Annotated in this window: 19 protein-coding genes; 10 read left to right on the forward strand and 9 right to left on the reverse strand. The window is 44.6% G+C overall.

All coding sequences use genetic code 11. The features are described 5' to 3' along the window. Window positions 1-95 precede the first annotated feature (95 nt). From OCV20_RS24955 to OCV20_RS24980, 6 genes are all read left to right on the forward strand, one after another. The gene (locus tag OCV20_RS24955; protein ID WP_086774031.1) at window positions 96-1079 is read left to right on the forward strand and encodes an HAD family hydrolase; all 984 of its coding nucleotides are present in this window, start codon (window positions 96-98) and stop codon (window positions 1077-1079) included. Between the two features lie 208 nt (window positions 1080-1287). Then, entirely contained in the window at window positions 1288-1983 is a 696-nt protein-coding gene (locus tag OCV20_RS24960) for an aspartate/glutamate racemase family protein (protein WP_086774030.1), read from the forward strand. Between the two features lie 223 nt (window positions 1984-2206). Beyond that, window positions 2207-2329 carry a hypothetical protein gene (locus OCV20_RS24965; RefSeq protein ID WP_258182976.1) on the forward strand — a complete coding sequence of 41 codons (123 nt, stop codon included), beginning with the start codon at window positions 2207-2209 and terminating at the stop codon, window positions 2327-2329. A 199-nt stretch (window positions 2330-2528) separates the two neighbouring features. Beyond that, a complete protein-coding gene (locus OCV20_RS24970) occupies window positions 2529-3401 on the forward strand; it encodes a radical SAM protein (RefSeq protein ID WP_086774029.1) in 873 nt (290 codons plus the stop codon). Window positions 3402-3668: 267 nt separating this feature from the next. Continuing rightward, on the forward strand, window positions 3669-3905 hold the full coding sequence (locus OCV20_RS24975; protein WP_017067743.1) for an HP1242/YdcH family protein: 237 nt from the start codon (window positions 3669-3671) through the stop codon (window positions 3903-3905). A 193-nt stretch (window positions 3906-4098) separates the two neighbouring features. Then, window positions 4099-4989: a LysR family transcriptional regulator gene (locus tag OCV20_RS24980; protein WP_086774028.1), complete on the forward strand. Its 891-nt coding sequence runs from the start codon at window positions 4099-4101 to the stop codon at window positions 4987-4989. 110 nt (window positions 4990-5099) lie between these two features. Here the strand turns inward: OCV20_RS24980 and OCV20_RS24985 are convergent, their stop codons facing one another. From OCV20_RS24985 to OCV20_RS25010, 6 genes are all read right to left on the reverse strand, one after another. Further along, window positions 5100-5909 (reverse strand): SDR family NAD(P)-dependent oxidoreductase, encoded by an 810-nt coding sequence (locus OCV20_RS24985; protein ID WP_086774027.1) that lies wholly within the window; start codon window positions 5907-5909, stop codon window positions 5100-5102. Window positions 5910-6164: 255 nt separating this feature from the next. Beyond that, the gene (glpD, locus tag OCV20_RS24990) at window positions 6165-7724 is read right to left on the reverse strand and encodes a glycerol-3-phosphate dehydrogenase (RefSeq protein ID WP_050643413.1); all 1560 of its coding nucleotides are present in this window, start codon (window positions 7722-7724) and stop codon (window positions 6165-6167) included. A gap of 270 nt (window positions 7725-7994) precedes the next feature. Next, window positions 7995-8780 (reverse strand): DeoR/GlpR family transcriptional regulator, encoded by a 786-nt coding sequence (locus OCV20_RS24995; RefSeq protein ID WP_017096306.1) that lies wholly within the window; start codon window positions 8778-8780, stop codon window positions 7995-7997. 292 nt (window positions 8781-9072) lie between these two features. Further along, window positions 9073-10593 carry a glycerol kinase GlpK gene (gene glpK, locus OCV20_RS25000; RefSeq protein WP_017064019.1) on the reverse strand — a complete coding sequence of 507 codons (1521 nt, stop codon included), beginning with the start codon at window positions 10591-10593 and terminating at the stop codon, window positions 9073-9075. Between the two features lie 59 nt (window positions 10594-10652). Next, window positions 10653-11507: an MIP/aquaporin family protein gene (locus OCV20_RS25005; protein WP_048609888.1), complete on the reverse strand. Its 855-nt coding sequence runs from the start codon at window positions 11505-11507 to the stop codon at window positions 10653-10655. 428 nt (window positions 11508-11935) lie between these two features. Beyond that, window positions 11936-12367, reverse strand: a complete 432-nt coding sequence (locus tag OCV20_RS25010; RefSeq protein ID WP_048610473.1) for a PACE efflux transporter — start codon at window positions 12365-12367, stop codon at window positions 11936-11938. Window positions 12368-12497: 130 nt separating this feature from the next. Here OCV20_RS25010 and OCV20_RS25015 point away from each other — a divergent pair, with 130 nt between their 5' ends. Beyond that, window positions 12498-13385: a LysR family transcriptional regulator gene (locus OCV20_RS25015; RefSeq protein ID WP_086774026.1), complete on the forward strand. Its 888-nt coding sequence runs from the start codon at window positions 12498-12500 to the stop codon at window positions 13383-13385. 101 nt (window positions 13386-13486) lie between these two features. Here OCV20_RS25015 and arsB read toward each other — a convergent pair whose 3' ends face one another. Then, window positions 13487-14542 carry an ACR3 family arsenite efflux transporter gene (gene arsB / locus OCV20_RS25020; RefSeq protein ID WP_086774025.1) on the reverse strand — a complete coding sequence of 352 codons (1056 nt, stop codon included), beginning with the start codon at window positions 14540-14542 and terminating at the stop codon, window positions 13487-13489. A 109-nt stretch (window positions 14543-14651) separates the two neighbouring features. Next, window positions 14652-14993 carry an ArsR/SmtB family transcription factor gene (locus OCV20_RS25025; protein WP_048610478.1) on the reverse strand — a complete coding sequence of 114 codons (342 nt, stop codon included), beginning with the start codon at window positions 14991-14993 and terminating at the stop codon, window positions 14652-14654. Window positions 14994-15315: 322 nt separating this feature from the next. Here OCV20_RS25025 and OCV20_RS25030 point away from each other — a divergent pair, with 322 nt between their 5' ends. Further along, on the forward strand, window positions 15316-16113 hold the full coding sequence (locus OCV20_RS25030; RefSeq protein ID WP_086774024.1) for a Cof-type HAD-IIB family hydrolase: 798 nt from the start codon (window positions 15316-15318) through the stop codon (window positions 16111-16113). Window positions 16114-16203: 90 nt separating this feature from the next. Here the strand turns inward: OCV20_RS25030 and OCV20_RS25035 are convergent, their stop codons facing one another. After that, on the reverse strand, window positions 16204-17403 hold the full coding sequence (locus OCV20_RS25035; protein WP_086774023.1) for an MFS transporter: 1200 nt from the start codon (window positions 17401-17403) through the stop codon (window positions 16204-16206). 220 nt (window positions 17404-17623) lie between these two features. Between OCV20_RS25035 and OCV20_RS25040 the strand changes: the two genes are divergently transcribed. Both OCV20_RS25040 and OCV20_RS25045 read left to right on the forward strand, forming a co-directional pair. After that, window positions 17624-18271, forward strand: a complete 648-nt coding sequence (locus OCV20_RS25040; RefSeq protein WP_086774022.1) for a DsbA family oxidoreductase — start codon at window positions 17624-17626, stop codon at window positions 18269-18271. A 34-nt stretch (window positions 18272-18305) separates the two neighbouring features. Then, on the forward strand, window positions 18306-19514 hold the full coding sequence (locus OCV20_RS25045; protein WP_086774021.1) for a winged helix-turn-helix domain-containing protein: 1209 nt from the start codon (window positions 18306-18308) through the stop codon (window positions 19512-19514). Window positions 19515-19537: the final 23 nt, after the last annotated feature.

Below are 19537 nucleotides of genomic sequence, written 5' to 3' on the forward strand. Positions count from 1 at the left end.
ATTAGTTATAGTGTCCATAAGTGGAAAATCAGAGTAGACCAACTAGGATGAATTGAATTAAACCCTACAATTAATTCAACAACATGGTAGTTGCTATGAAGAAAATAACCCTTTTGTCCGTTACGATTTTATCTAGCCTTTCTTTCTCATCTTTTGCTAAAGATTGTGATCCCAATTTGCTGCCTTCTTGGAAAGACAGTGAGAGTAAATCCGCTATCGTCGACTTTGTTGGGCAAGCCACCAAAGCAGAGTCTGATGCGTTCGTGGCGATTGAAGATCGTATTGCCGTGTTCGATAACGACGGTACGCTTTGGTCGGAAAAGCCTTATTACTTCCAATTGGCTTTTGCGTTGGACCGAGTAAAAGAGATGGCTCCAGAACATCCTGAGTGGAAAACAGAAGCACCGTTTAAGTTTGTGCTTGAAGATGATATTGAGAGCGTTCTGGGTAGCGGTGAAGAAGGGTTATTGAAAATCATCATGGCGACACATTCTGGTATGACAGTTGAACAATACCAGCAAGACGTTGAGCAATGGTTGACGGTAGCAAAAGATAAACGCTTCAACAAAGCCTACACAGACCTTACTTATCAGCCAATGAAAGAGATGCTGACTTACCTTCAAGAGCATGACTTTAAGACTTACATTGTGTCGGGCGGAGGCGTTGACTTCATGAGGGCGTGGGCTCCACAAGCTTACAACATTCCTACAGAGCAAATCATCGGTAGTGCTCTTAAATACAATTACAGCTACAACGATGGCAAACCAACGGTGACCAAAGATTCGTCCATTTTGACCATTGATGATAAAGCCGGAAAGGTCACCAACATTCAGCATATTATCGGTAAGAAGCCGATTTTAGCGGTCGGTAACTCAGACGGTGATCAAGCCATGATGCAATGGGCAACGAGCCAACCCAACTCTATGGCGATGATTGTTCATCACACTGATGCTGAGCGCGAGTGGCAGTACGATCGTAAGTCTCATGTTGGCAAGCTTGATAAAGCTTTAGATGAGGCGAATTCCAGAGAGGATTGGACACTGATCGACATGAAATCAGATTGGTGTGAGGTGTACTAACGCCACGTTTACCCTTAGTCAAAATCACAAAGGCTTGGATTTTTAATTCGAGCCTTTTTTGTGAGCGGAGGTTTTGGGAATGAACGGTTTGAAAGCAATCGTTTGAAAGGAATAAGGTGTTATGGGCTCGCTTTAAGCAAGAACGTACTATAAATTTTCAATGCATGACGGTTTAATCGGGATAGTCAGAAATTAAAGGAATAGAAAAATGAAAACGATCGGTTTGCTCGGCGGTATGAGTTGGGAGTCGACAGTGAGTTACTACAAGTCCATCAACGAGGGCGTTAAAGCCACACTCGGCGGGCTCAATTCTGCGAAGGTTTGTATGTACAGCGTGAACTTCGATGAGATAGAAAAGCTTCAACATCAAGGTCGTTGGGCTGAGACGGCTGATATCTTATCGGACGCGGCTTTATCGGTAGAGAAGGGCGGGGCTGATTTCATTCTGATTTGTACCAATACCATGCATAAGGTCGTTCCTGAGATCGAAGAGAAGATCATGATTCCTATCTTGCACATCGCTGATACCACGGCGCAGAAGCTGCTGGAACAAGGAGTGAAGAAAGTCGGATTGATCGGTACTGCTTTCACGATGGAACAAGATTTTTATAAAGGCCGTCTGACTAACAAATTCGGTATCGATGTTGTAATCCCGGATGAGGATGACCGAGAGAAAGTGCACAACATCATTTACCAAGAGTTGTGTCGAGGCCAAGTAAAAGAAGCCTCTCGAGATGTATACCGTCAAATCATTGAGAAGCTAGGCCAACAAGGTGCAGAAGCCGTTATTCTGGGGTGCACTGAAATCGCCCTGCTGATTCAGCAACAACACACTGATGTTCCCCTGTTTGATACCACAGCCATTCATGCAGAAGCGGCAGTACGTTTGGCGACGAGTGACTAACTTCTAGCTCTTGTTCTTAGAACCATAGCAGTCCTCTTTTAGTTTTTGTGCGATTTTTATTCAGTTGAGTGAAAGTTTTTTGTACAAAAGCGGGTCGTTAATTAATGAAGCGATGCCTTGTTCATTAACCAAGGCTTTATCGGCAGGTAAGGCTTTAGTTAATGGCTGAGGTATCCGCGCTTTTAAGCACTATGCTTTAGTCATGACCAAAAGAGGATTTATTATGAAATGGCTTATTTTATCTGTAACGCTGTTATTCGTGGCAGGATGCCAATCGACGGGGTCTCAAGAAGCACAAGTCGGTGACGACATGAATCGAGTTCATACTCAAGGGTGCAGCAGCTAATCTCTTTTTGTGGAAACACCTTTTCAGCTGCTCCAATAGAGAGTTACCCCTATAAAGCCTTGTGTTGTCACAAGGCTTTTATTTTATACAAAATCTAAAAACTGATTCGACTATATTGCGAATTATCAATGAATACTGGTGTTGATAAACTCTGTTTTATTCAAGCACGCTCTCGTGCTTATAGACCGGAGAAACCAATATGAATTACGAGGGAAAAGTATATCGTCCATGGACAGAGGCGAAGAGCATTCTGATTCAAACCACATTAGGTTGCAGCATCAACACATGTACGTTCTGTAATATGTTCAGTGATAAACGATTCAAGGTTCGTGATATTGAGGATGTGTTTAAAGATATCGAAGAAGCGCGCCTGATTTATCCTTATGTTGAATCAATTTTCCTTATCGATGGCAACGTGATGGCGGCTCGCACGGATTACCTTCTTAAGATTTTGGATAAGCTTCGCCATACCTTTCCAGAAAGCAGAAAAGTATCGCTCTATAGTGGTTTGAACGATTTCCGTCGTAAAAGCTTGAGCGAACTTAAAGAGCTTAAAAGTGCTGGTCTCACTATGGCTTATGCGGGGTTGGAGTCGGGCGATGCGGTTGTACTCGAGAACATCAAAAAGCGCCTGACACCAGAACAAGCGATCGAAGGCATGGCATTAGCCAAAGAAGCAGGCATTGAAACCTTACTTTCGTTTATCTTCGGCCTTGGCGGTCGTGATCGATCACGTGAACATATTGTCGAGACCACAAGATTACTGAATATCATGAAGCCTGAGCAGATAGCGCCAATGGCGTTAGCGATTCAGCCTGGCACCGTGATGGAACAAGAAGTAAAAGACGGTAAGTTCGTTATGCCGACGCAACTTCAGATCTTAGAAGAAGAAAAGTATCTGCTTGAGAATCTAAACATCGATACTTTCTATTGGGGTGACCATGGCAATAACATCGTGACTCAGAAAGGTTTCCTACTTGATTCAAGAGAGCAATTTTTGGCTAAGGTGAACCGTGCGATAGCATCAAACCCAATGGCTAAAGATAGTGTTATTCAGACGTTTGCTTGGTAGCGTTTACTTAAAAACGATATTTGCAGGCTAAGTAAAAATCGAAAGAAGTATTGTTTTTGAGGCGGGATAATCGCCATAAACCTACTTCCGTTACTGAGACAATTCAAAATCAGCAAAGCCATTTTCTTGGTGGATGTTGTAAATTTGTGAATCTGAATTGTCTATATTCTATGCTGTGTACTGGATCTCATTTGTTATTTGACTCCCTTGCTAAGGTTAATAATGAATGCGTAATACCAATCACTTTACTCAACTTAAGAGGTTTCTATGCTAGGTGAAAATCATTCTCTTGTTCACGAATTTCCTGAAATGAAAGATAAAATTGCTGAGCTTGTTAAAACTGACGATGGCTTTGCAGCAGACATGAAGACGTACGACAACCTTGATAAAGAGATTCGTAAGCTTGAGCTGAAAGATTCACCCATTGATGATGGCTCGATGCACCAACTGAAACATGATCGTTCTGTACTGAAAGATGCACTGCATGCACGTTTAACTGGCTAGTGAGCGGGTAGTTTTGTTGATTAGCTAAATGGCGAATTGCAGACTTAGACAAAAAAACTCCTTCGGGAGTTTTTTTCGTTTTGGCTCAATAACATCATCACAATTCAACTGAGTTAATACGTTGTATTGTTATGTGAATGACGCATAATGAGGGTTACTGGTACACGATTTTTAAGATTTTATTGGTAATCTCATGAATATTGAACACCTCAAATTGTTTGTTCGTTTAGCTTCCACGCATAACATCAGCATGGCTGGGCAAGAGCTTGGTTTGTCTCCTGCTGTTGCAAGCTCGCACATCAGTAAACTGGAAGACAATTTAGGCGTTCGCTTGGTGCATAGAACCACTCGCAAGGTCTCTTTAACCGAAGAGGGGGAAGCATTCTTACCTCATGCTGAAGAGGTGTTATCGAGTGTCGATGCTGCCAAATCGGCGGTTGGTGTGGGCTGTGACTCTCCAACCGGAACGCTGCGAGTTACCGCATCTGCGTCTTTTGGGCGTTTGCATCTTGTTCCTGCTTTACCTGGATTCTTAGAGCGCTACCCTGGGTTAAAAGTCGATCTCAGGCTATCAGATTCGATGGTGGATGTTGTTGAGGGTGGCTTTGATATCGCAATTCGTATCTCAGAGCTGAAAGACTCGACACTGATTGCCCGAAAACTTGCGACAGACAAACGCATTGTGTGTGCATCGCCTGATTACTTAATCAAATACGGTAAGCCAGCCACACCTCAAGATCTTAACGATCATCAGTGTATTAGCCTAATTGGTTTAGAAAACTGGACCTTCAATACTGAAAGTGGGCCTAAGACGATAAAGGCATCTGGGTCGTTCAGGGCAGATAACGGAGAAGCACTGCGTGACGCAGCTTCTGGTGGAATGGGTATCACGGTGACGTCGAATTGGTGTGCGTATGAGCAACTGAAAAGTGGTCAACTGATTCAAATATTAGAAGATTACCCATTAACCTCAGAGCCTGCGATTTGGGCTGTGTACCCAAGCACAAGGTTACTTGCGCCAAAGGTGAGAGCCTTCATTGACTACTTCTCTGAGTATTATGGCAACCCGCCGTATTGGGAGTAAACGTAGAGACAAGCGTTGTACGAAAAAGCCCTGTGTTTCTAACTTAATACATTAGAAACACAGGGTTTTTTTATTGAGATTTGCAAATCAACTCGCATGAGTCGTCGCGATTAAGAAAGCGTCGCTTTGATGATCTCTTCAATTTTAGCGACAACTTGCTGTGACTTATCGCCGTAAATCGCATCTGGGTGTGGGTTTGCAAACGTGTTGTTGTCGTTATCAAAGTATTGACCGCTCGCTTGTGCGAACTCATCAGACAATGATGCGCGAACCAGAATATCAGAACCGATGCTTAGGTCGCCGCCTGCAATACCGTAAGCGTCTTTCACCATCTTACTGCCTAGTAACGAAGCTGGGTTGACCGCAACCACCATTGGCCCCGTAGAGCCTAACTCTTTTGCCATCTCTCGAGTCCACATGGTGATCGCAAGCTTGCTTTGTGCGTAAGCGTCACCATCAGACATTGGCTTCTTGCCTTCTAGCGCTTCGATGTTCACTGCAGCTTGCGCCGCTGAAGACAGGTTCACCACTCGGCTAGATGCATCGAGTACAGGTAGCAGACGTTTAGTCAGATGGTATGGTGAAATGGTATTCACAACAAAACGAACATCTAACCCGTCTTTAGTGATCGGGTTCGGAGTGTTGAACACACCTGCGTTGTTAATCAGTACATCAATCTTATCGTGCTCAGCAATTATTTCGTCCGCCAACGCATCCACATCAGCCAGAACAGACAAGTCTGCCACGTAACTTTGAATTTTCGCTTCAGCAGAGATAGCCACAAGTTGCTGCTCTACGTCTTTGAGTTTGCTTGGGTTACGTCCATGCAATAAAACGTGGTGACCTTGTTGAACAAGTACTTTTGCCGTTTCGAAGCCGATACCATCGGTAGAGCCTGTGATCAGAATAACTTTTTGCATGGAATAGATTCCTTATTAAAGCGCTGACATGGTGAGCGTTTTTAAATGTGTTGTTTCGTTGAGATAAAGAATAGCAACCTTTTGTGAAGTTGATAATCAACGGGATTAATAAAACACTATTTAGTTTTTGTTGAAAATAGAGGTGTAAACAAAGTCTCCGGTTGAGCGGAATAGCAGACAATAAAAAAGCTTAGCGCGGGGGACGCTAAGCTTCATTGTTAAGTATGTTCTTGAACCATGTTTAGGCTGGTGGGGTTAGCCTACCTGAGAAAAGCTCACTACCTTGCTTTGTAGCTTCTCTTTCAGGTAATCCGTCACCGCTTGCTGCTCGGATTCGCTCATGTACAGACCAAGCTTGGTTCTGCGCCACAAGATGTCTTCGTCAGTCATCGCCATCTCTTCATTGATCAAGTAATCGATTTCAACTTGATAAACGCCATGCGCCTCGCTTGAGAACTGGATGCCAAGGTCTGCTTCGCTATTTGCGCCTTCCAGTAGCTTCCAAGTGTAAGTACCAAATTGAGTCACGTAGCGAAGCAATAGCGCTTCAGGTGCCCAAGGGTATTTAGTGTGGATCATCTTCGCAAGTTGCTCTCTGCTGCAACTAAAGTTACCGCCTGGAAGCGTGTTGTTGGCTGTCCAAGGTGCACCCATGTTGGTTAGGTGTGGTTCTAACTTCTTAAGTGCTGCTTCGCCTAGCTTACGGTAAGTGGTTAGCTTGCCGCCGAAGATCGAAAGCAGTGGCGCTTGATCCAGTTCTGCGTCCAATTCCAACGTGTAGTCACGAGTGATCGCTTGTGGAGAATCAGATTCATCGTCACAAAGCGGTCTTACGCCACTGTATGTCCAAACTACATCTTCACGGCCAAGCTGTTTAACAAAGTGCTGGTTAACAATATCAATCAAGTAATCCACTTCGACATCATCAATTGCGACGTTACGTGGGTCGCCTTTGTATTCAAGGTCAGTCGTGCCGATGATCGAGAACTTATCTAGGTAAGGGATCATGAACACAATACGATTGTCTTTGTTTTGCAGAATGTACGCTTGTGGTTCGTCATGAATGCGTGGCACAACAATGTGTGAGCCTTTGATCAGACGAATATTACGAGGCGAAGCTTGCTCTAATCCATCATCAAAGAACTGTTTAACCCAAGGACCAGCCGCGTTAACAAGCGCTTTTGCTTTGCGTTCAAAGCGTTGGTTTGTCATCACATCAAGGATCGTCACATGCCAAATACCACCTTCGCGGTGCGCTTTTTCAACACGGCAGTAGTTACGTACTTCTGCGTTGTTTTCTTTTGCTGCTAATACGTTGAGCAACACCATACGCGCATCATCCACCCAGCAATCTGAGTATTCGAAGCCCGTCTTCATTTCTGGTTTCAGTAGGCCCGATTTCGCTAGGTTGACTGTCTTGCTTCCCGGAAGAGTGGTGCGCTTACCCAAGTTATCGTAAAGGAATAGGCCACAGCGAATCATCCAAGCTGGGCGTAAAAATGGTCGATGAGGCAAACGGAAACGCATTGGTTGAGCAACATGAGGCGCTTTTCTTAACAAGACTTCACGTTCAGCGAGTGCTTCCGAAACCAAACGAAATTCGTAATGTTCAAGGTAGCGTAGGCCACCGTGGATAAGCTTTGAGCTGGCAGAAGACGTTGCAGATGCGAAATCATTTGCTTCGTATAAGCCAACGTTTAGACCACGACCTGATGCGTCTGCCGCGATGCCTGCACCGTTGATGCCGCCGCCAATCACGATCAAGTCTAAAGTGGAAGATGTACTGTTGTTTGAATTATTTTGTTGAGCACTCATGGTTTTGACCTCTTTCTGAGCGAACGAGCATTTTAGAACATAATTGAATCCTATATGAACTTTCGTTTGCGGTCATTTATTATTTTCGTTTATGCGCGTTTTATGTGATTTGGGCATAAAAAAACCTCTGCTTATGAAAGCAGAGGTTCAAATAAGACTAATTCGAGCATAGAAGCGACAGTGACAGCGAGCAAGTTTTACTTTATTAACTTTTCTATAAAGAATGGTGATTCATTTAAGAAAGTGGCGTCACTGAGCTCTTATGTTTAGTTATTCGCTCATAGGACGAGCGGTATCGATCACTTCTAATGGTATTGCCGAATCTTTAAGGATGTTGAGGATCTCTTCTGGTGGCTGCTTATTGGTAAATACCATGTGGGCTTGAGAGATATTGCCGAGCTTAACCATCGCGTTACGGCCAAACTTAGTGTGGTCGACGGCTAAGAAGATGCTGCGACTGTTTTCTATGATGGCTTGTTTCACACGAACTTCGTGGTAATCAAAATCGAGCAGTGAGCCATCAAAATCGATTCCACTGATACCCAAAATACCGAAGTCGAGGCGGAACTGCTTCACAAAATCGAGTGTCGCTTCGCCAACAATACCGCCGTCGCGGTTGCGTACTTCGCCACCGGCCAAGATAACCTTTATCTCTGGGTTCGGCAGAAGGATGCTGGCAACGTTAATGTTGTTGGTGACAACTCGTAATTGTTTGTGATTTTTATTGAGCGCACGAGCCACCGATTCTGGCGTGGTGCCGATATCAACGAACAGGGTTGCACCATCTGGGATGTGCTTAACCAGTTCGTCGGCGATCACGTCTTTTTCGTTGAAGTTAAGCGCTTTACGCGTGTTATAAGAGGTGTTTTCCGAGCTTAAAGGAATGGTAGCACCACCATGATAGCGACGAATCTTGTTGCTATCGGCCAGTTCATTGAGGTCTCGTCTGATGGTTTGTGGGCTGACATCGAACTTTTCAACGAGCTCTTCGGTGCTCACATATCCTTGTGTTTTTACCAGATCTACAATCTGCTGGTGTCTTGGTATCTGCTTCACTTAACTTACCACTCCCTGCGCGCAAAGGGCTCTAGCGCGTCAAAATCGAAAATATAAACTCACGCTATTGTGCTCGAATTGATGAAAAGAGAGAAGTAATGATGGTAAGGAATCATGTCTAAACCGCAAAAACGCTGGTCAATACGTGGAATTTGAGCCTGAAACGCAAAAAAGAGCACAAAATAGTGCTCTTTTTACTTTCGTTTGCTGAGGTTCGAGCAATCTAATCGATGAGATTGCTCGAGTTCCTAGGTCAACGATTAATGATTAACGATGAGCTGAATACTCAGTATTACTCTTCGTCGTCATCGTGCAGCTCAGACCAAACCTGTGCACACTTGATTGCACGCTTCCAGCCTTTATAACGGCGGTTACGCTTCTCTTCGTCGTGGTGTGGCATGAAGGTGCGGTTAAGAACGGCTTTGTCTTGAAGCTCGTCAATGCTGTCCCAGAAACCAACCGCTAGGCCAGCAAGGTAAGCGGCACCCAGAGCGGTTACTTCCGTTACTTCAGGACGGTGAACTTCAGTATCAAGCACGTCTGATTGGAACTGCATTAGGAAGTTGTTCGCTACTGCGCCGCCATCAACACGTAGGTTCGCTAGCTTGATGCCAGAGTCCGCTTGCATCGCGTCTAATACGTCACGCGTTTGGTAAGCAATGCCTTCCAAGGTTGCACGGATAATGTGGTTAGAGTTAACACCACGAGTCAGGCCAACAATCGTACCGCGAGCGTAAGCATCCCAGTATGGTGCGCCTAAACCAGTAAACGCAGGGACTACGTAAACGCCGTTTGAAGAGTCTACTTTGGTTGCGAAGTACTCAGAGTCTTCTGCGCCAGCCAGTAGCTTCATTTCATCACGTAGCCATTGGATTGATGCGCCGCCCATGAATACTGCACCTTCCAGTGCGTATGCAGGCTCGCCTTTAGGGCCACATGCCAGTGTTGTTAGTAGGCCGTTTTTCGATGTGACTTTCTCTTGGCCTGTGTTCATTAGAAGGAAACAACCCGTGCCGTAAGTGTTCTTAGCTTGGCCTGCTTCTACACACATTTGACCGTAAAGAGCTGCTTGTTGGTCACCCGCAATACCTGCGATTGGAATACGAGTACCGCCTTTACCACCAAGGTTTGTTTGACCGTAAACCTCAGAAGAACGCTTCACTTCTGGCATCATTGATGACGGGATCCCCATTTCATCAAGTAGCTTTTGATCCCAGCATAGGTCGTTGATGTTGAACAACATAGTACGTGACGCGTTAGTGTAATCCGTAACGTGAACACGTCCTTGAGTCATCTTCCAAACCAACCAAGTATCAACCGTACCGAACAGTAGCTTGCCAGCTTCAGCGTCTTCGCGAGCGCCTTCAACGTTGTCTAGAATCCATTTTACTTTGGTACCTGAGAAATACGGGTCAAGGACTAAGCCAGTATTGTCACGTACGTAGTCTTCTAGGCCACGTGCTTTTAGGTCTTCACAGATGTCTGCTGTGCGGCGACACTGCCACACGATTGCGTTATAAACCGGCTTGCCTGTCTCTTTGTTCCAAACAATGGTGGTTTCACGTTGGTTAGTGATACCAATGCCCGCTAGCTCATCGCTACGGATGCCTGCTTTAGCAAGCGCTTCAACCAATGTTGAGCTTTGAGTTGCCCAGATTTCCATTGGATCATGTTCAACCCAACCGGCTTTAGGATAAATCTGAGTAAATTCGCGTTGAGAAGAGCTTACGATGTTTGCATCGTGGTCGAGGATTACAGCGCGAGAGCTTGTGGTGCCTTGGTCTAGGGCAACAATGTATTTTTGCTCGGTCATGGTAAGAATCCTTTTTCTTTTGTTATTTATATTTTAGTAAATGTAGGGGCGCTTAGTGATTAAGCTTGAGCTTGTTCAGCTTCTTGTTCTGTTTCACATTGGTTTGGAATTGTGCAGCCTTGGCCTTCAATAGGTAGGTAAGCACCGATAACACGTGGGTACAACCAGCCACCAAAACATGCACCCGCAATTGGAGCAAGGATTGGTACGATGAAGTAAGGAATATCACGAGCACCTGTTAGAGCGAAATCCCAACCTGCAAAGTAAGCGAACAGTTTTGGTCCGAAGTCACGAGCAGGGTTCATTGCAAAACCAGTCAGTGGACCTAAAGAACCACCGATAACTGCGATAAGAATACCGATAAGTAGCGGGTTCATTGCGCCGCGAGATGCGCCATTGTTCTCATCACCTAACGCTAAGATGGCAAACATCAACACTGCAGTAATCACGAATTCCACAGCAAAAGCGCCGAAGAAAGAGAGTGAAGCATGTGGGTAAGTCGAGAAGATACCAGCAGTTGATAGTGCGTCTTGGCTGCTACGAACGAAGTTGTGTGCGATTTCGTAGTCAGTGAATAGGTTACTGTACAGGCTGTAAACCAGTGCTGCAGAACAGAATGCGCCAAGCAGTTGCGAAATGATGTAAGGCAGCACTTTCGCTTTATCAAAGCCATGGAACATTGCTAGTGCAATCGTCACCGCTGGGTTGATGTGAGCGCCTGACACGCCGGCAGTACAGTAAATTGCAATCGCAACACCGAAGCCCCAGATGATGCTGATTTCCCATTGTCCGAATGTTGCACCGGTTAGTACCAGTGCTGCCACACAGCCAACGCCGAAGAATATGAGTAATCCTGTACCGATAAATTCAGCCAAGCATTGCCCAAATAAAGAAGGGTGTTTGTTTGTTGTCATGTTCGAGTCCTTTTTAGTTTTGCTTATCTAGCACGCGTATTGTGCATAAATTTGCGAACTCGAAAATAAACGAACATCAAAAGTGAGCGTTTGAGCATAAAATTGTTAATTAAAGTCACTTGAAATGTTAATCCGAACACTTTTGCTCGGAAAAGACGCTCGCATGAACGTCATTGTTCGAATGGATGTGTTTCGAGGTCGCTAAAACTACCTGTATGTAAACGGATGCACAACTGGTACGAGGAGTTTATGTTTGGATTTGTGATGCTACTTCGTGAGTGGTGGATTATTAGACGTAGCTTGATGATATTTAACACACTTTATGATATGTGACCCGTCCGTCTATGCTTATGTGGTCATCGTATTTATTCTCCTTTTTACGATGACTGATTACCAGTTAGCCCCTTTTTATTTCAATGGATGCAGCTCTAAACCAGAGCTGCCACTTTTCCTTTCGCTACCAATTGATCTCGAACCGAGTCATACGCCCAGTTGAACGCAATCGCGTAAAGTACGAAGAAAATCACTAGGCCGATGTCCATGATCAGTACGGTTAGGAAGTCGAGTTGTAGAACCCACATCAAGACAGGTAGAGTCACTGTCATCAAGCCAAGTTCAAAACCTAATCCGTGCAGGATACGTGTTTTCGTGGTTCTTTTGCTTCGGTCTGTTCCGTAAATTTTGTCGTAGCCATAGTTGTAAACGTAGTTCCAAGCCATCGCTATCAATGATATTGCGAGCGCTAAGCCTGCCATTTCACCTGCGCCATTTCCTGTAACATAGGTTGCAAGCCCTGCCATCAAAACCAAAGCAACCAATTCAAATAGCACCATGTGCAACATGCGTTCTTTATGTGACATTTTTCTAACTCTCTTTACGATTAAATAGCCGCCGATGGGCTAATGACTTGGCTAGATAATATCTACTTAAGTGATAATATAAAGATAGTTATCATCACATATAGTGATAGTAAGTTTTGGGAGAAACCGAATGTACAACATTGAACAGCTGAAAATGTTTGTGTATGCCGTTGAATTAGGGTCATTTTCTGCCAGTGCTCGTCAATTGGGTAAGGTGCAGTCGGCGGTGAGCCAAGGCATCAGTAATCTTGAAATAGATTTTAATGTTGAGCTTTTTGATCGTTCGACTCGAAAGCCTTCACTAACCAAAGCGGGCGAGCAGTTATTTAAACAGGTGAAAGCGATCGTGCTGCAGGTTGAAGATCTGAATGTGACGGTTAGTGCGATGGGTAGCGGAGAAGAGGGGCTCATCAAAATTGCATTAGATGATTCATTGCTAGTTCCGAACCTATCTAAGATCCTTAGTCAGTTCAGTCAACAATTCCCTGCGACTGAAGTTGAACTGGTTGCGTGTACCACGACAGAGGTCAATCCGTTAATTATTGAAGAGAGAGCCGACATTGGATTGATGTTTACCAATTTGGCTTTTGATGTCGGCTCTGAGCCTTGCTTTATTGGTCACTTACCATTTATTGCTGTGTGTCATCCAAGTCATTCACTCGCAAAAACAGGTGTCGCGAAACTCCCTGATTTACTCCCACATCGTCAGTTAGTGTTGAGGGGAGACAAGGGTAAGGTGATGGATCAGTTTCCGATGATTGCCGGTAAGGTGTGGTGGTCAAACAGCTTTATTGTTATCAAAGAGATGGTACTTGGCAGTGATATTGGCTGGGCATACTTACCCAAGTACCTTGTCGAAGAGGAGCTGAATAAGCGGCGTTTAGTGGAGATTAATGTCTCATTCGATCACAAAACATGGTCGCCGCCCGTTGATCTTGTTCTGTCTAAAACACGCTCAAAAGGTCCAGCCTTGCTTTGGCTTGAACAAGCATTGAAAGGCTTACTAGACGAAGCGTAAAAAACTGGACGAAACTTAAATTGGGTGAAAATGAACAAAAAAAGGCTCACCGCTTAGCGTGTGAGCCTTTCTGTTCAAAGTGATACTGATTTTTATTAGTTCTAGACGCTAGGTTTAACCGTCTGACCGTTGTAGTACTTGTCTTTCATCTTAAGTGCCACGTTCACTAGGTAAATCAGCACAGGTACTTCAATCAGTGGACCGATAACACCGGCAAACGCTTGGTCTGAGTTGATACCGAATACTGAGATAGCAACGGCAATCGCTAGCTCGAAGTTGTTACCTGTCGCTGTGAATGCAATTGATGCGTTCTTGTCGTATTCAATACCCATCTTCTTACCAATGAAGAAGCTGATGAAGAACATCGCTGTGAAGTAGATAGTCAGTGGAACCGCAATCAACAATACGTCCATTGGCAGTTCAACAATCATCTCGCCTTTTAGGCTGAACATCAGAACGATAGTTGTCAATAGAGCAATCAGTGTGATTGGAGAGATACGTGGAATAAACACGTCGTTGTACCACTGCTCGCCTTTCATCGACACAAGGATCTTACGGCTTAGGAAGCCCGCTAGGAATGGGATACCTAAGTAGATAAGTACACTGTGTGCAATGTCGATCATCGAGATATCAACCAACATGCCTTCGTAACCAAATACTGGTGGAAGAACGCTGATGAACAACCACGCCATAAAGCTGTAGCTCACCACTTGGAATGCACTGTTTAGAGCAACCAATGCCGCGCCGTACTCTTTGTTACCGCCGCCGATGTCGTTCCAAACCAGAACCATCGCCACACAACGAGCAAGACCAATCAGAATCACGCCGACCATGTAACCTGGGTGGTCACCCAAGAAAGTCAGTGCCAATACGAACATCAGAATTGGGCCAACAAGCCAGTTCATGATCAAAGATAGCTTGATCGCTTTCTTATCTTTTACCACGGTGCCGAGCAGGTTGTAGTTAACCTTAGCCAGAGGTGGGTACATCATTAAGATAAGGCCAATCGCAAGCGGAATGTTGGTGGTACCAACAGACATAGATTCGTTCCACTGTTCGATCTGTGGGAATAGGGTGCCAAGCAATACACCAAGGCCCATGGCAATAAAAATCCACAGTGTTAAGTAGCGATCTAGAAAACCTAACTTTGGTTTCATGATAATCTCTCTTTGTTGATATCGTAAATCGTCGAAAAACGATTAGTTGTGGCAAAAAAACACGCTTAAAAGTAAAGGCCACTAAAGCCAATCATTCAAGCGTGAACTTCTATTTTAAAATACTGTTAAATACCGATTCGAAGCGTTGAATATTGTCGCGGTCGATGCGGTAACACATCTTCGGCGGAATCGACTCAGCCGTAATAAAACCTGAGGCTTTCAATATTCTTAAGTGCTCTGATACCGTTGATTGAGCTAAACCCAATTCACTTACCAGATCACTGTTCAAGCAGCCGCCCGATTTTTCTAAAGCGGACAAGATACTAAGTATGCGAATTCTCGCTGGATGAGCGAGTGCTTTTGCTAACGCAGCCATCTCTTTTTCTGCTTCAGCATTACTCGGCGGAAGAGGTAGAGAACAGCTATCTGTTGCTTGGCATGTTGCAGTCATACTTAGTGGGCTCACTTACTACTAATCGTTAAAAGACGATTGATAGTAAGCCTATTTCTTTTATTGGTCAACGCGAAATTTAAAAGTCGGCTTAAATTGGCATATTAAATCAGTCGTTATAATTAAGCTGATACTCGCTTTCTTATCTGTTTTCACACCCTTATTGCGCATAAACAAGATCTTAGATTTAAACAAAGAAATCGACCGAAAAGCGTTGCATTCATTGGCTACTCTAACGATATAATCGAACGCAGAACCGTTACACAAGATAACGAAAAATCATAATTTACACTTTAATATTTACTTATAGGTAAGCCCTGAAATGCCACAACAGAACATCAAATTTATCGCTGCTGATATGGACGGCACTCTGCTTAATGAACACGGGAGGCTAGACCCTGAATTCTTCAATCTTTATGAGCGACTAGAAGCTCAAGACATCACTTTTGCTGCGGCATCGGGCCGTCAGTACTACAGTCTGATAGAGACTTTTGCTCCGCTAAAAGATCGCATGATGTTCGTTGCTGAAAACGGCACATTGGTGATGCACAAAGGCCAAGAGCTTTACAGTTGCTTACTTGATACCGATGCCATCAAAGAGATCATTAAAGAAGCTCGCGCGATTGAAGGCGCGCATGTGGTGCTATGTGGTAAGAAATCGGCATACATTGAAACCAAAGATGAGCGTGCTCTAGCGGAGATCTCTAAGTACTACCATCGCCGTGAGCAAGTAGAAGACTTACTGGCGGTAGAAGACGATTTCATCAAGGTCGCTATCTGTCACTTTGACGGTTCACAAGAGAAAGTGAACCCGAGCATCAATGCCAAGTTTGGTGAGAACTACCAAGTGGTTGTCAGTGCGAAAATTTGGTTGGATGTGATGAACGCTGAGGCATCAAAAGGCGCGGCGATTAAACATCTACAAAACACACTCGGCTTCACTTACGAGCAGACCATGAGTTTTGGTGACTACCTGAATGACTTGGAAATGCTTAAAGAGAGCTACCACTCATACGCGATGGAAAATGCACACCCAAAGTTGAAAGAGATCGCTCGTTTTGGCGCGCCAAGTAACGTCGATGCGGGTGTGTTCCAAGTGCTAGAGAAGCTGCTAGCGTAACGTGGTTAAGCTCAATCCGATTTTTATCAAAGCCAACTCGTGGATATGAGTTGGCTTTTTTGTTGCTGAGCCTGAACTTTATAATCCGTCTTAACATTGATTCGCCAACGTACATTCAGGTTTGATTTTTTTACCAAGTTTACTCATCCAAAATGTAGCAGCTAGAACCACAATTCCTGCAATGGTAAAACCATACACAATGGCATCTGCGTGCGCCAATACCGCAATCAACACATAGCTTAGGCTTTGTGTGAGTGTGGCGAATAGGGCTAGCCCTCCATCCACTCTTCCTCGCTGTTTCATTGCCACCGCGTGGTGCATCCAATTGGTACGTGCGATTCTATTGAGCGCGTTGAATGCCCCGAAGATGAATGTCAGCACAATGATATACGCTGGGTTTTCTACTTGGCTCATAAGCAGTAAAGAGACGGCGATAATCACCATGGCTATTTGGATGATTGTTTTGTGGGACGCGGACTTTAGAATTAATGGTAAAGATACGCCAATGATCAGTGCACCCATGCCGAGTGAGATGTTGTAAAGCGCGAGCCAATCTCCGGTCACATTGAGCTCTGAAAACCAGATAGGAACCAATCGACTTAAAAAAGTCATCATCGGATATGAGAGACAAGAAACAATCAGGAATCCGTAGAATTGTGGTGACTGAGCAAATACATCCTTAATCTCGATTAGCTGCTGCTTGAAAGGTGTGTTTACGCTGTCCTTGATTCGTCTTCTGTAGGGAGTCATTAGGTAACTGATAGCTGAAATAGTGGAAGCAATACCTGCAAAAATTGCAAACTCATTGATGCTCCATTGTTCTAATAGCACAACGCCCAAAGCCCCTGCACCTAATGTTGTCGACTGCAGAATAATTTCTTGGTGGCTCGAGATTTTGGCGTATTCGTGGTGATCGTAATTCTCTTGCGTAAAGGCGTTGTTGGTGTGCCATGCAAGGCTACTCGAGACCCAAAAAATCAGCTGAGCTGCGCCTAACACCATAATCGAACCAAATCCGAACCAGTATATAGCAGCGACAATAAATGCGGTTGAAGCTTGAATTATCTGCGCGATGATCAGAATGTGTTTACGAGAATGGCGGTCGATCAACGCAGAAAAATACGGGGTTATTAGAAAAGATGTAACGGTACAAAGCAGGGCGGTCAGCGCGACAAAAGTCCCCATGTTAGGTGTCGCTAGCATTAACCAAGGCAGTGCTAACATAAACAGCCCTGAGCTGATGCCATCAAAGAAGCGTCCGGTAAGGTAGGGTGGTGTTTTTCTCTTCATATCGTTATCTCATAGTCTCTGTTTTGCATAACTCTACAACTTAAAGTTAACTTTAAGTCAAAGGTTAATTGAGAGAAATTGGAGTTATTCTGGAGGGAAGATATCGATATTTGAACGATCGTTCATTTTATTGTAATCTGTTGTAGAACGATAATCTAGTAGGAAAGGTGAGTATTCACTTTGTATTGGATACGCCTTAGCAACGATATTTGGAATGACGATGAGCAAGAAACTTCAACTCGATATTATTTCTGACGTAATGTGCCCTTGGTGCGTGGTCGGCTACAAAAACTTAGAGCAAGCCGTTACGGAACTTGGTTTAGAAGACCAGATTGAACTTGAATGGCAGCCGTTTGAGCTTAACCCTGACATGCCGCAAGAGGGTGAAAACCTGCGTGACCATATCATGAGAAAATACGGTTCTAGTGCGGAAGAGAGCCAACGTTCACGTGAACAGCTAGCGGCTCGTGGCAAAGCGGTTGGGTTCGATTTCAACTTCTATGACAGCATGAGAATGGTTAATTCCCGTCATATGCATGTGCTGCTCGATTTTGCTCTAGCGCACGGTAAACAGACTGAGTTAAAGCTACGCTTCTTTACTGCTCACTTCACAGAGCAGAAAGACCTGTCTGACCTTGAAGTCATGGCACAAGAACTTGAAGCGGTTGGGCTAAACTCAACCAAGGCACTGAAGCGCCTAAAGAACACCGACAACTTGAAGCAAATTGAAGCGCAAGAGTTTGAATGGCAACGCATGGGGATCTCTGCGGTTCCTACTGTGGTGTTCAATCGTAAGAGTGCTGTGACAGGCGCGCAGACGGTAGAAACCTACAAGCAGATTCTTCATGAGCTTATTGCTGAATCATAAACGGATCATTGCTATCAATTAGAGTCTGAATTTCATGGAATCATTGTCACTCGCCCAAGCGCAAAAAATGGTACTGCTTTCACAAAAACTGCCACCTAAGAAGCTGCCCTCAAAGAAACAACGTAATGGGGGCGCTTTGGCGAACACGTTGTCTGCGATTGAAAACCTTGGCTATGTGCAAATTGATACCATTTCCGTGATTCAGCGAGCCCACCATCATACGTTGTGGAATCGCAATCAAGATTACCAACTGAACCATCTCGATAAGCTGTTAGAGCGTCGAGAGGTGTTTGAGTATTGGTCGCATGCCGCTGCGTATTTACCCATGCGTGACTTCCGATTCAGCCTACATCGCAAGAATGGTTTTGCAAGCGGTAAGCTCAAGCATTGGTATAAAAAGGATGACGCACTGATGGCTCATGTTCTCAAGCGAATTGAGAATGAAGGGCCGTTGATGGCGAAAGACTTTGAAGGGGATAGGCCAAACCCCGGCGGGTGGGGCGGTAAACCGGCCAAGCAAGCATTAGAAACCTTGTTCATGCAAGGCGATTTAATGGTGCCAAACCGAGTGAGTTTTCATAAGGTGTATGACCTAACCGAGCGAGTTTTGCCGAGCGAAATTGATACCTCTGAGCCGACTGAACAAGAGTACATCGAGCATATCATTACGCGTTATTTAGAGGCTAACGGAGTTGGAATAGCGTCGGATATGAGCTACCTGCTCAAGAACACAAAGCCTCTGATTCAGAAAACACTCCAACAGATGCTTGAAGATAAGCAGGTTCTGAAAGTAGATATTCAAGGCTCTGATTACTATGTCCTGCCAGGTGCTTTTGATCTGCTGAATCAACCTCTTTCCAGAACCAAGCTTAAGATACTGTCTCCGTTTGATAACCTGCTGATTCAACGAAAGCGAATGCAATCATTGTTCAACTTTGACTACCTCCTAGAGTGCTATGTGCCTGAGGCCAAGCGCCAGTTTGGTTACTTTAGTTTACCGATTCTGTGGCAAGGTAAGCTGGTGGCACGAATGGATTGCAAGGTCGACAGGAAGACCCGTTTACTCAATATTCGTAACTTGGTTGTTGAAGACAGAGTTAAAACTCATGAGTCATTGATTCACGCCTTATGCGAAGAACTTAAACACTTCATGGCGTTTAACCAATGTGATGAGATGACTGCCCATAACACCACACCTTCCGATCTTGGCAAGCGCTTGATGAGCCATTGGCAAACAGTCTAGCGGTCTTTGTTGTTTAGAAAGCG

It is taken from the genome of Vibrio coralliirubri (assembly GCF_024347375.1).
Taxonomy (GTDB): Bacteria; Pseudomonadota; Gammaproteobacteria; order Enterobacterales; family Vibrionaceae; genus Vibrio; species Vibrio coralliirubri.

What these genes read in the sequence shown, in the direction of transcription:
- OCV20_RS24975 (WP_017067743.1), top strand. Translation starts at nt 3,669, where the DNA reads ATGCTAGGTGAAAATCATTCTCTTGTTCACGAATTTCCTGAAATGAAA.
- OCV20_RS25010 (WP_048610473.1), bottom strand. Translation starts at nt 12,367, where the DNA reads ATGTCACATAAAGAACGCATGTTGCACATGGTGCTATTTGAATTGGTT.
- OCV20_RS25005 (WP_048609888.1), bottom strand. Translation starts at nt 11,507, where the DNA reads ATGACAACAAACAAACACCCTTCTTTATTTGGGCAATGCTTGGCTGAA.
- OCV20_RS24960 (WP_086774030.1), top strand. Translation starts at nt 1,288, where the DNA reads ATGAAAACGATCGGTTTGCTCGGCGGTATGAGTTGGGAGTCGACAGTG.
- glpD (WP_050643413.1), bottom strand. Translation starts at nt 7,724, where the DNA reads ATGAGTGCTCAACAAAATAATTCAAACAACAGTACATCTTCCACTTTA.
- glpK (WP_017064019.1), bottom strand. Translation starts at nt 10,593, where the DNA reads ATGACCGAGCAAAAATACATTGTTGCCCTAGACCAAGGCACCACAAGC.
- OCV20_RS25015 (WP_086774026.1), top strand. Translation starts at nt 12,498, where the DNA reads ATGTACAACATTGAACAGCTGAAAATGTTTGTGTATGCCGTTGAATTA.
- OCV20_RS25040 (WP_086774022.1), top strand. Translation starts at nt 17,624, where the DNA reads ATGAGCAAGAAACTTCAACTCGATATTATTTCTGACGTAATGTGCCCT.
- OCV20_RS24955 (WP_086774031.1), top strand. Translation starts at nt 96, where the DNA reads ATGAAGAAAATAACCCTTTTGTCCGTTACGATTTTATCTAGCCTTTCT.
- OCV20_RS24965 (WP_258182976.1), top strand. Translation starts at nt 2,207, where the DNA reads ATGAAATGGCTTATTTTATCTGTAACGCTGTTATTCGTGGCAGGATGC.
- arsB (WP_086774025.1), bottom strand. Translation starts at nt 14,542, where the DNA reads ATGAAACCAAAGTTAGGTTTTCTAGATCGCTACTTAACACTGTGGATT.
- OCV20_RS24980 (WP_086774028.1), top strand. Translation starts at nt 4,099, where the DNA reads ATGAATATTGAACACCTCAAATTGTTTGTTCGTTTAGCTTCCACGCAT.
- OCV20_RS25030 (WP_086774024.1), top strand. Translation starts at nt 15,316, where the DNA reads ATGCCACAACAGAACATCAAATTTATCGCTGCTGATATGGACGGCACT.
- OCV20_RS25025 (WP_048610478.1), bottom strand. Translation starts at nt 14,993, where the DNA reads ATGACTGCAACATGCCAAGCAACAGATAGCTGTTCTCTACCTCTTCCG.
- OCV20_RS24970 (WP_086774029.1), top strand. Translation starts at nt 2,529, where the DNA reads ATGAATTACGAGGGAAAAGTATATCGTCCATGGACAGAGGCGAAGAGC.
- OCV20_RS24985 (WP_086774027.1), bottom strand. Translation starts at nt 5,909, where the DNA reads ATGCAAAAAGTTATTCTGATCACAGGCTCTACCGATGGTATCGGCTTC.
- OCV20_RS25035 (WP_086774023.1), bottom strand. Translation starts at nt 17,403, where the DNA reads ATGAAGAGAAAAACACCACCCTACCTTACCGGACGCTTCTTTGATGGC.
- OCV20_RS25045 (WP_086774021.1), top strand. Translation starts at nt 18,306, where the DNA reads ATGGAATCATTGTCACTCGCCCAAGCGCAAAAAATGGTACTGCTTTCA.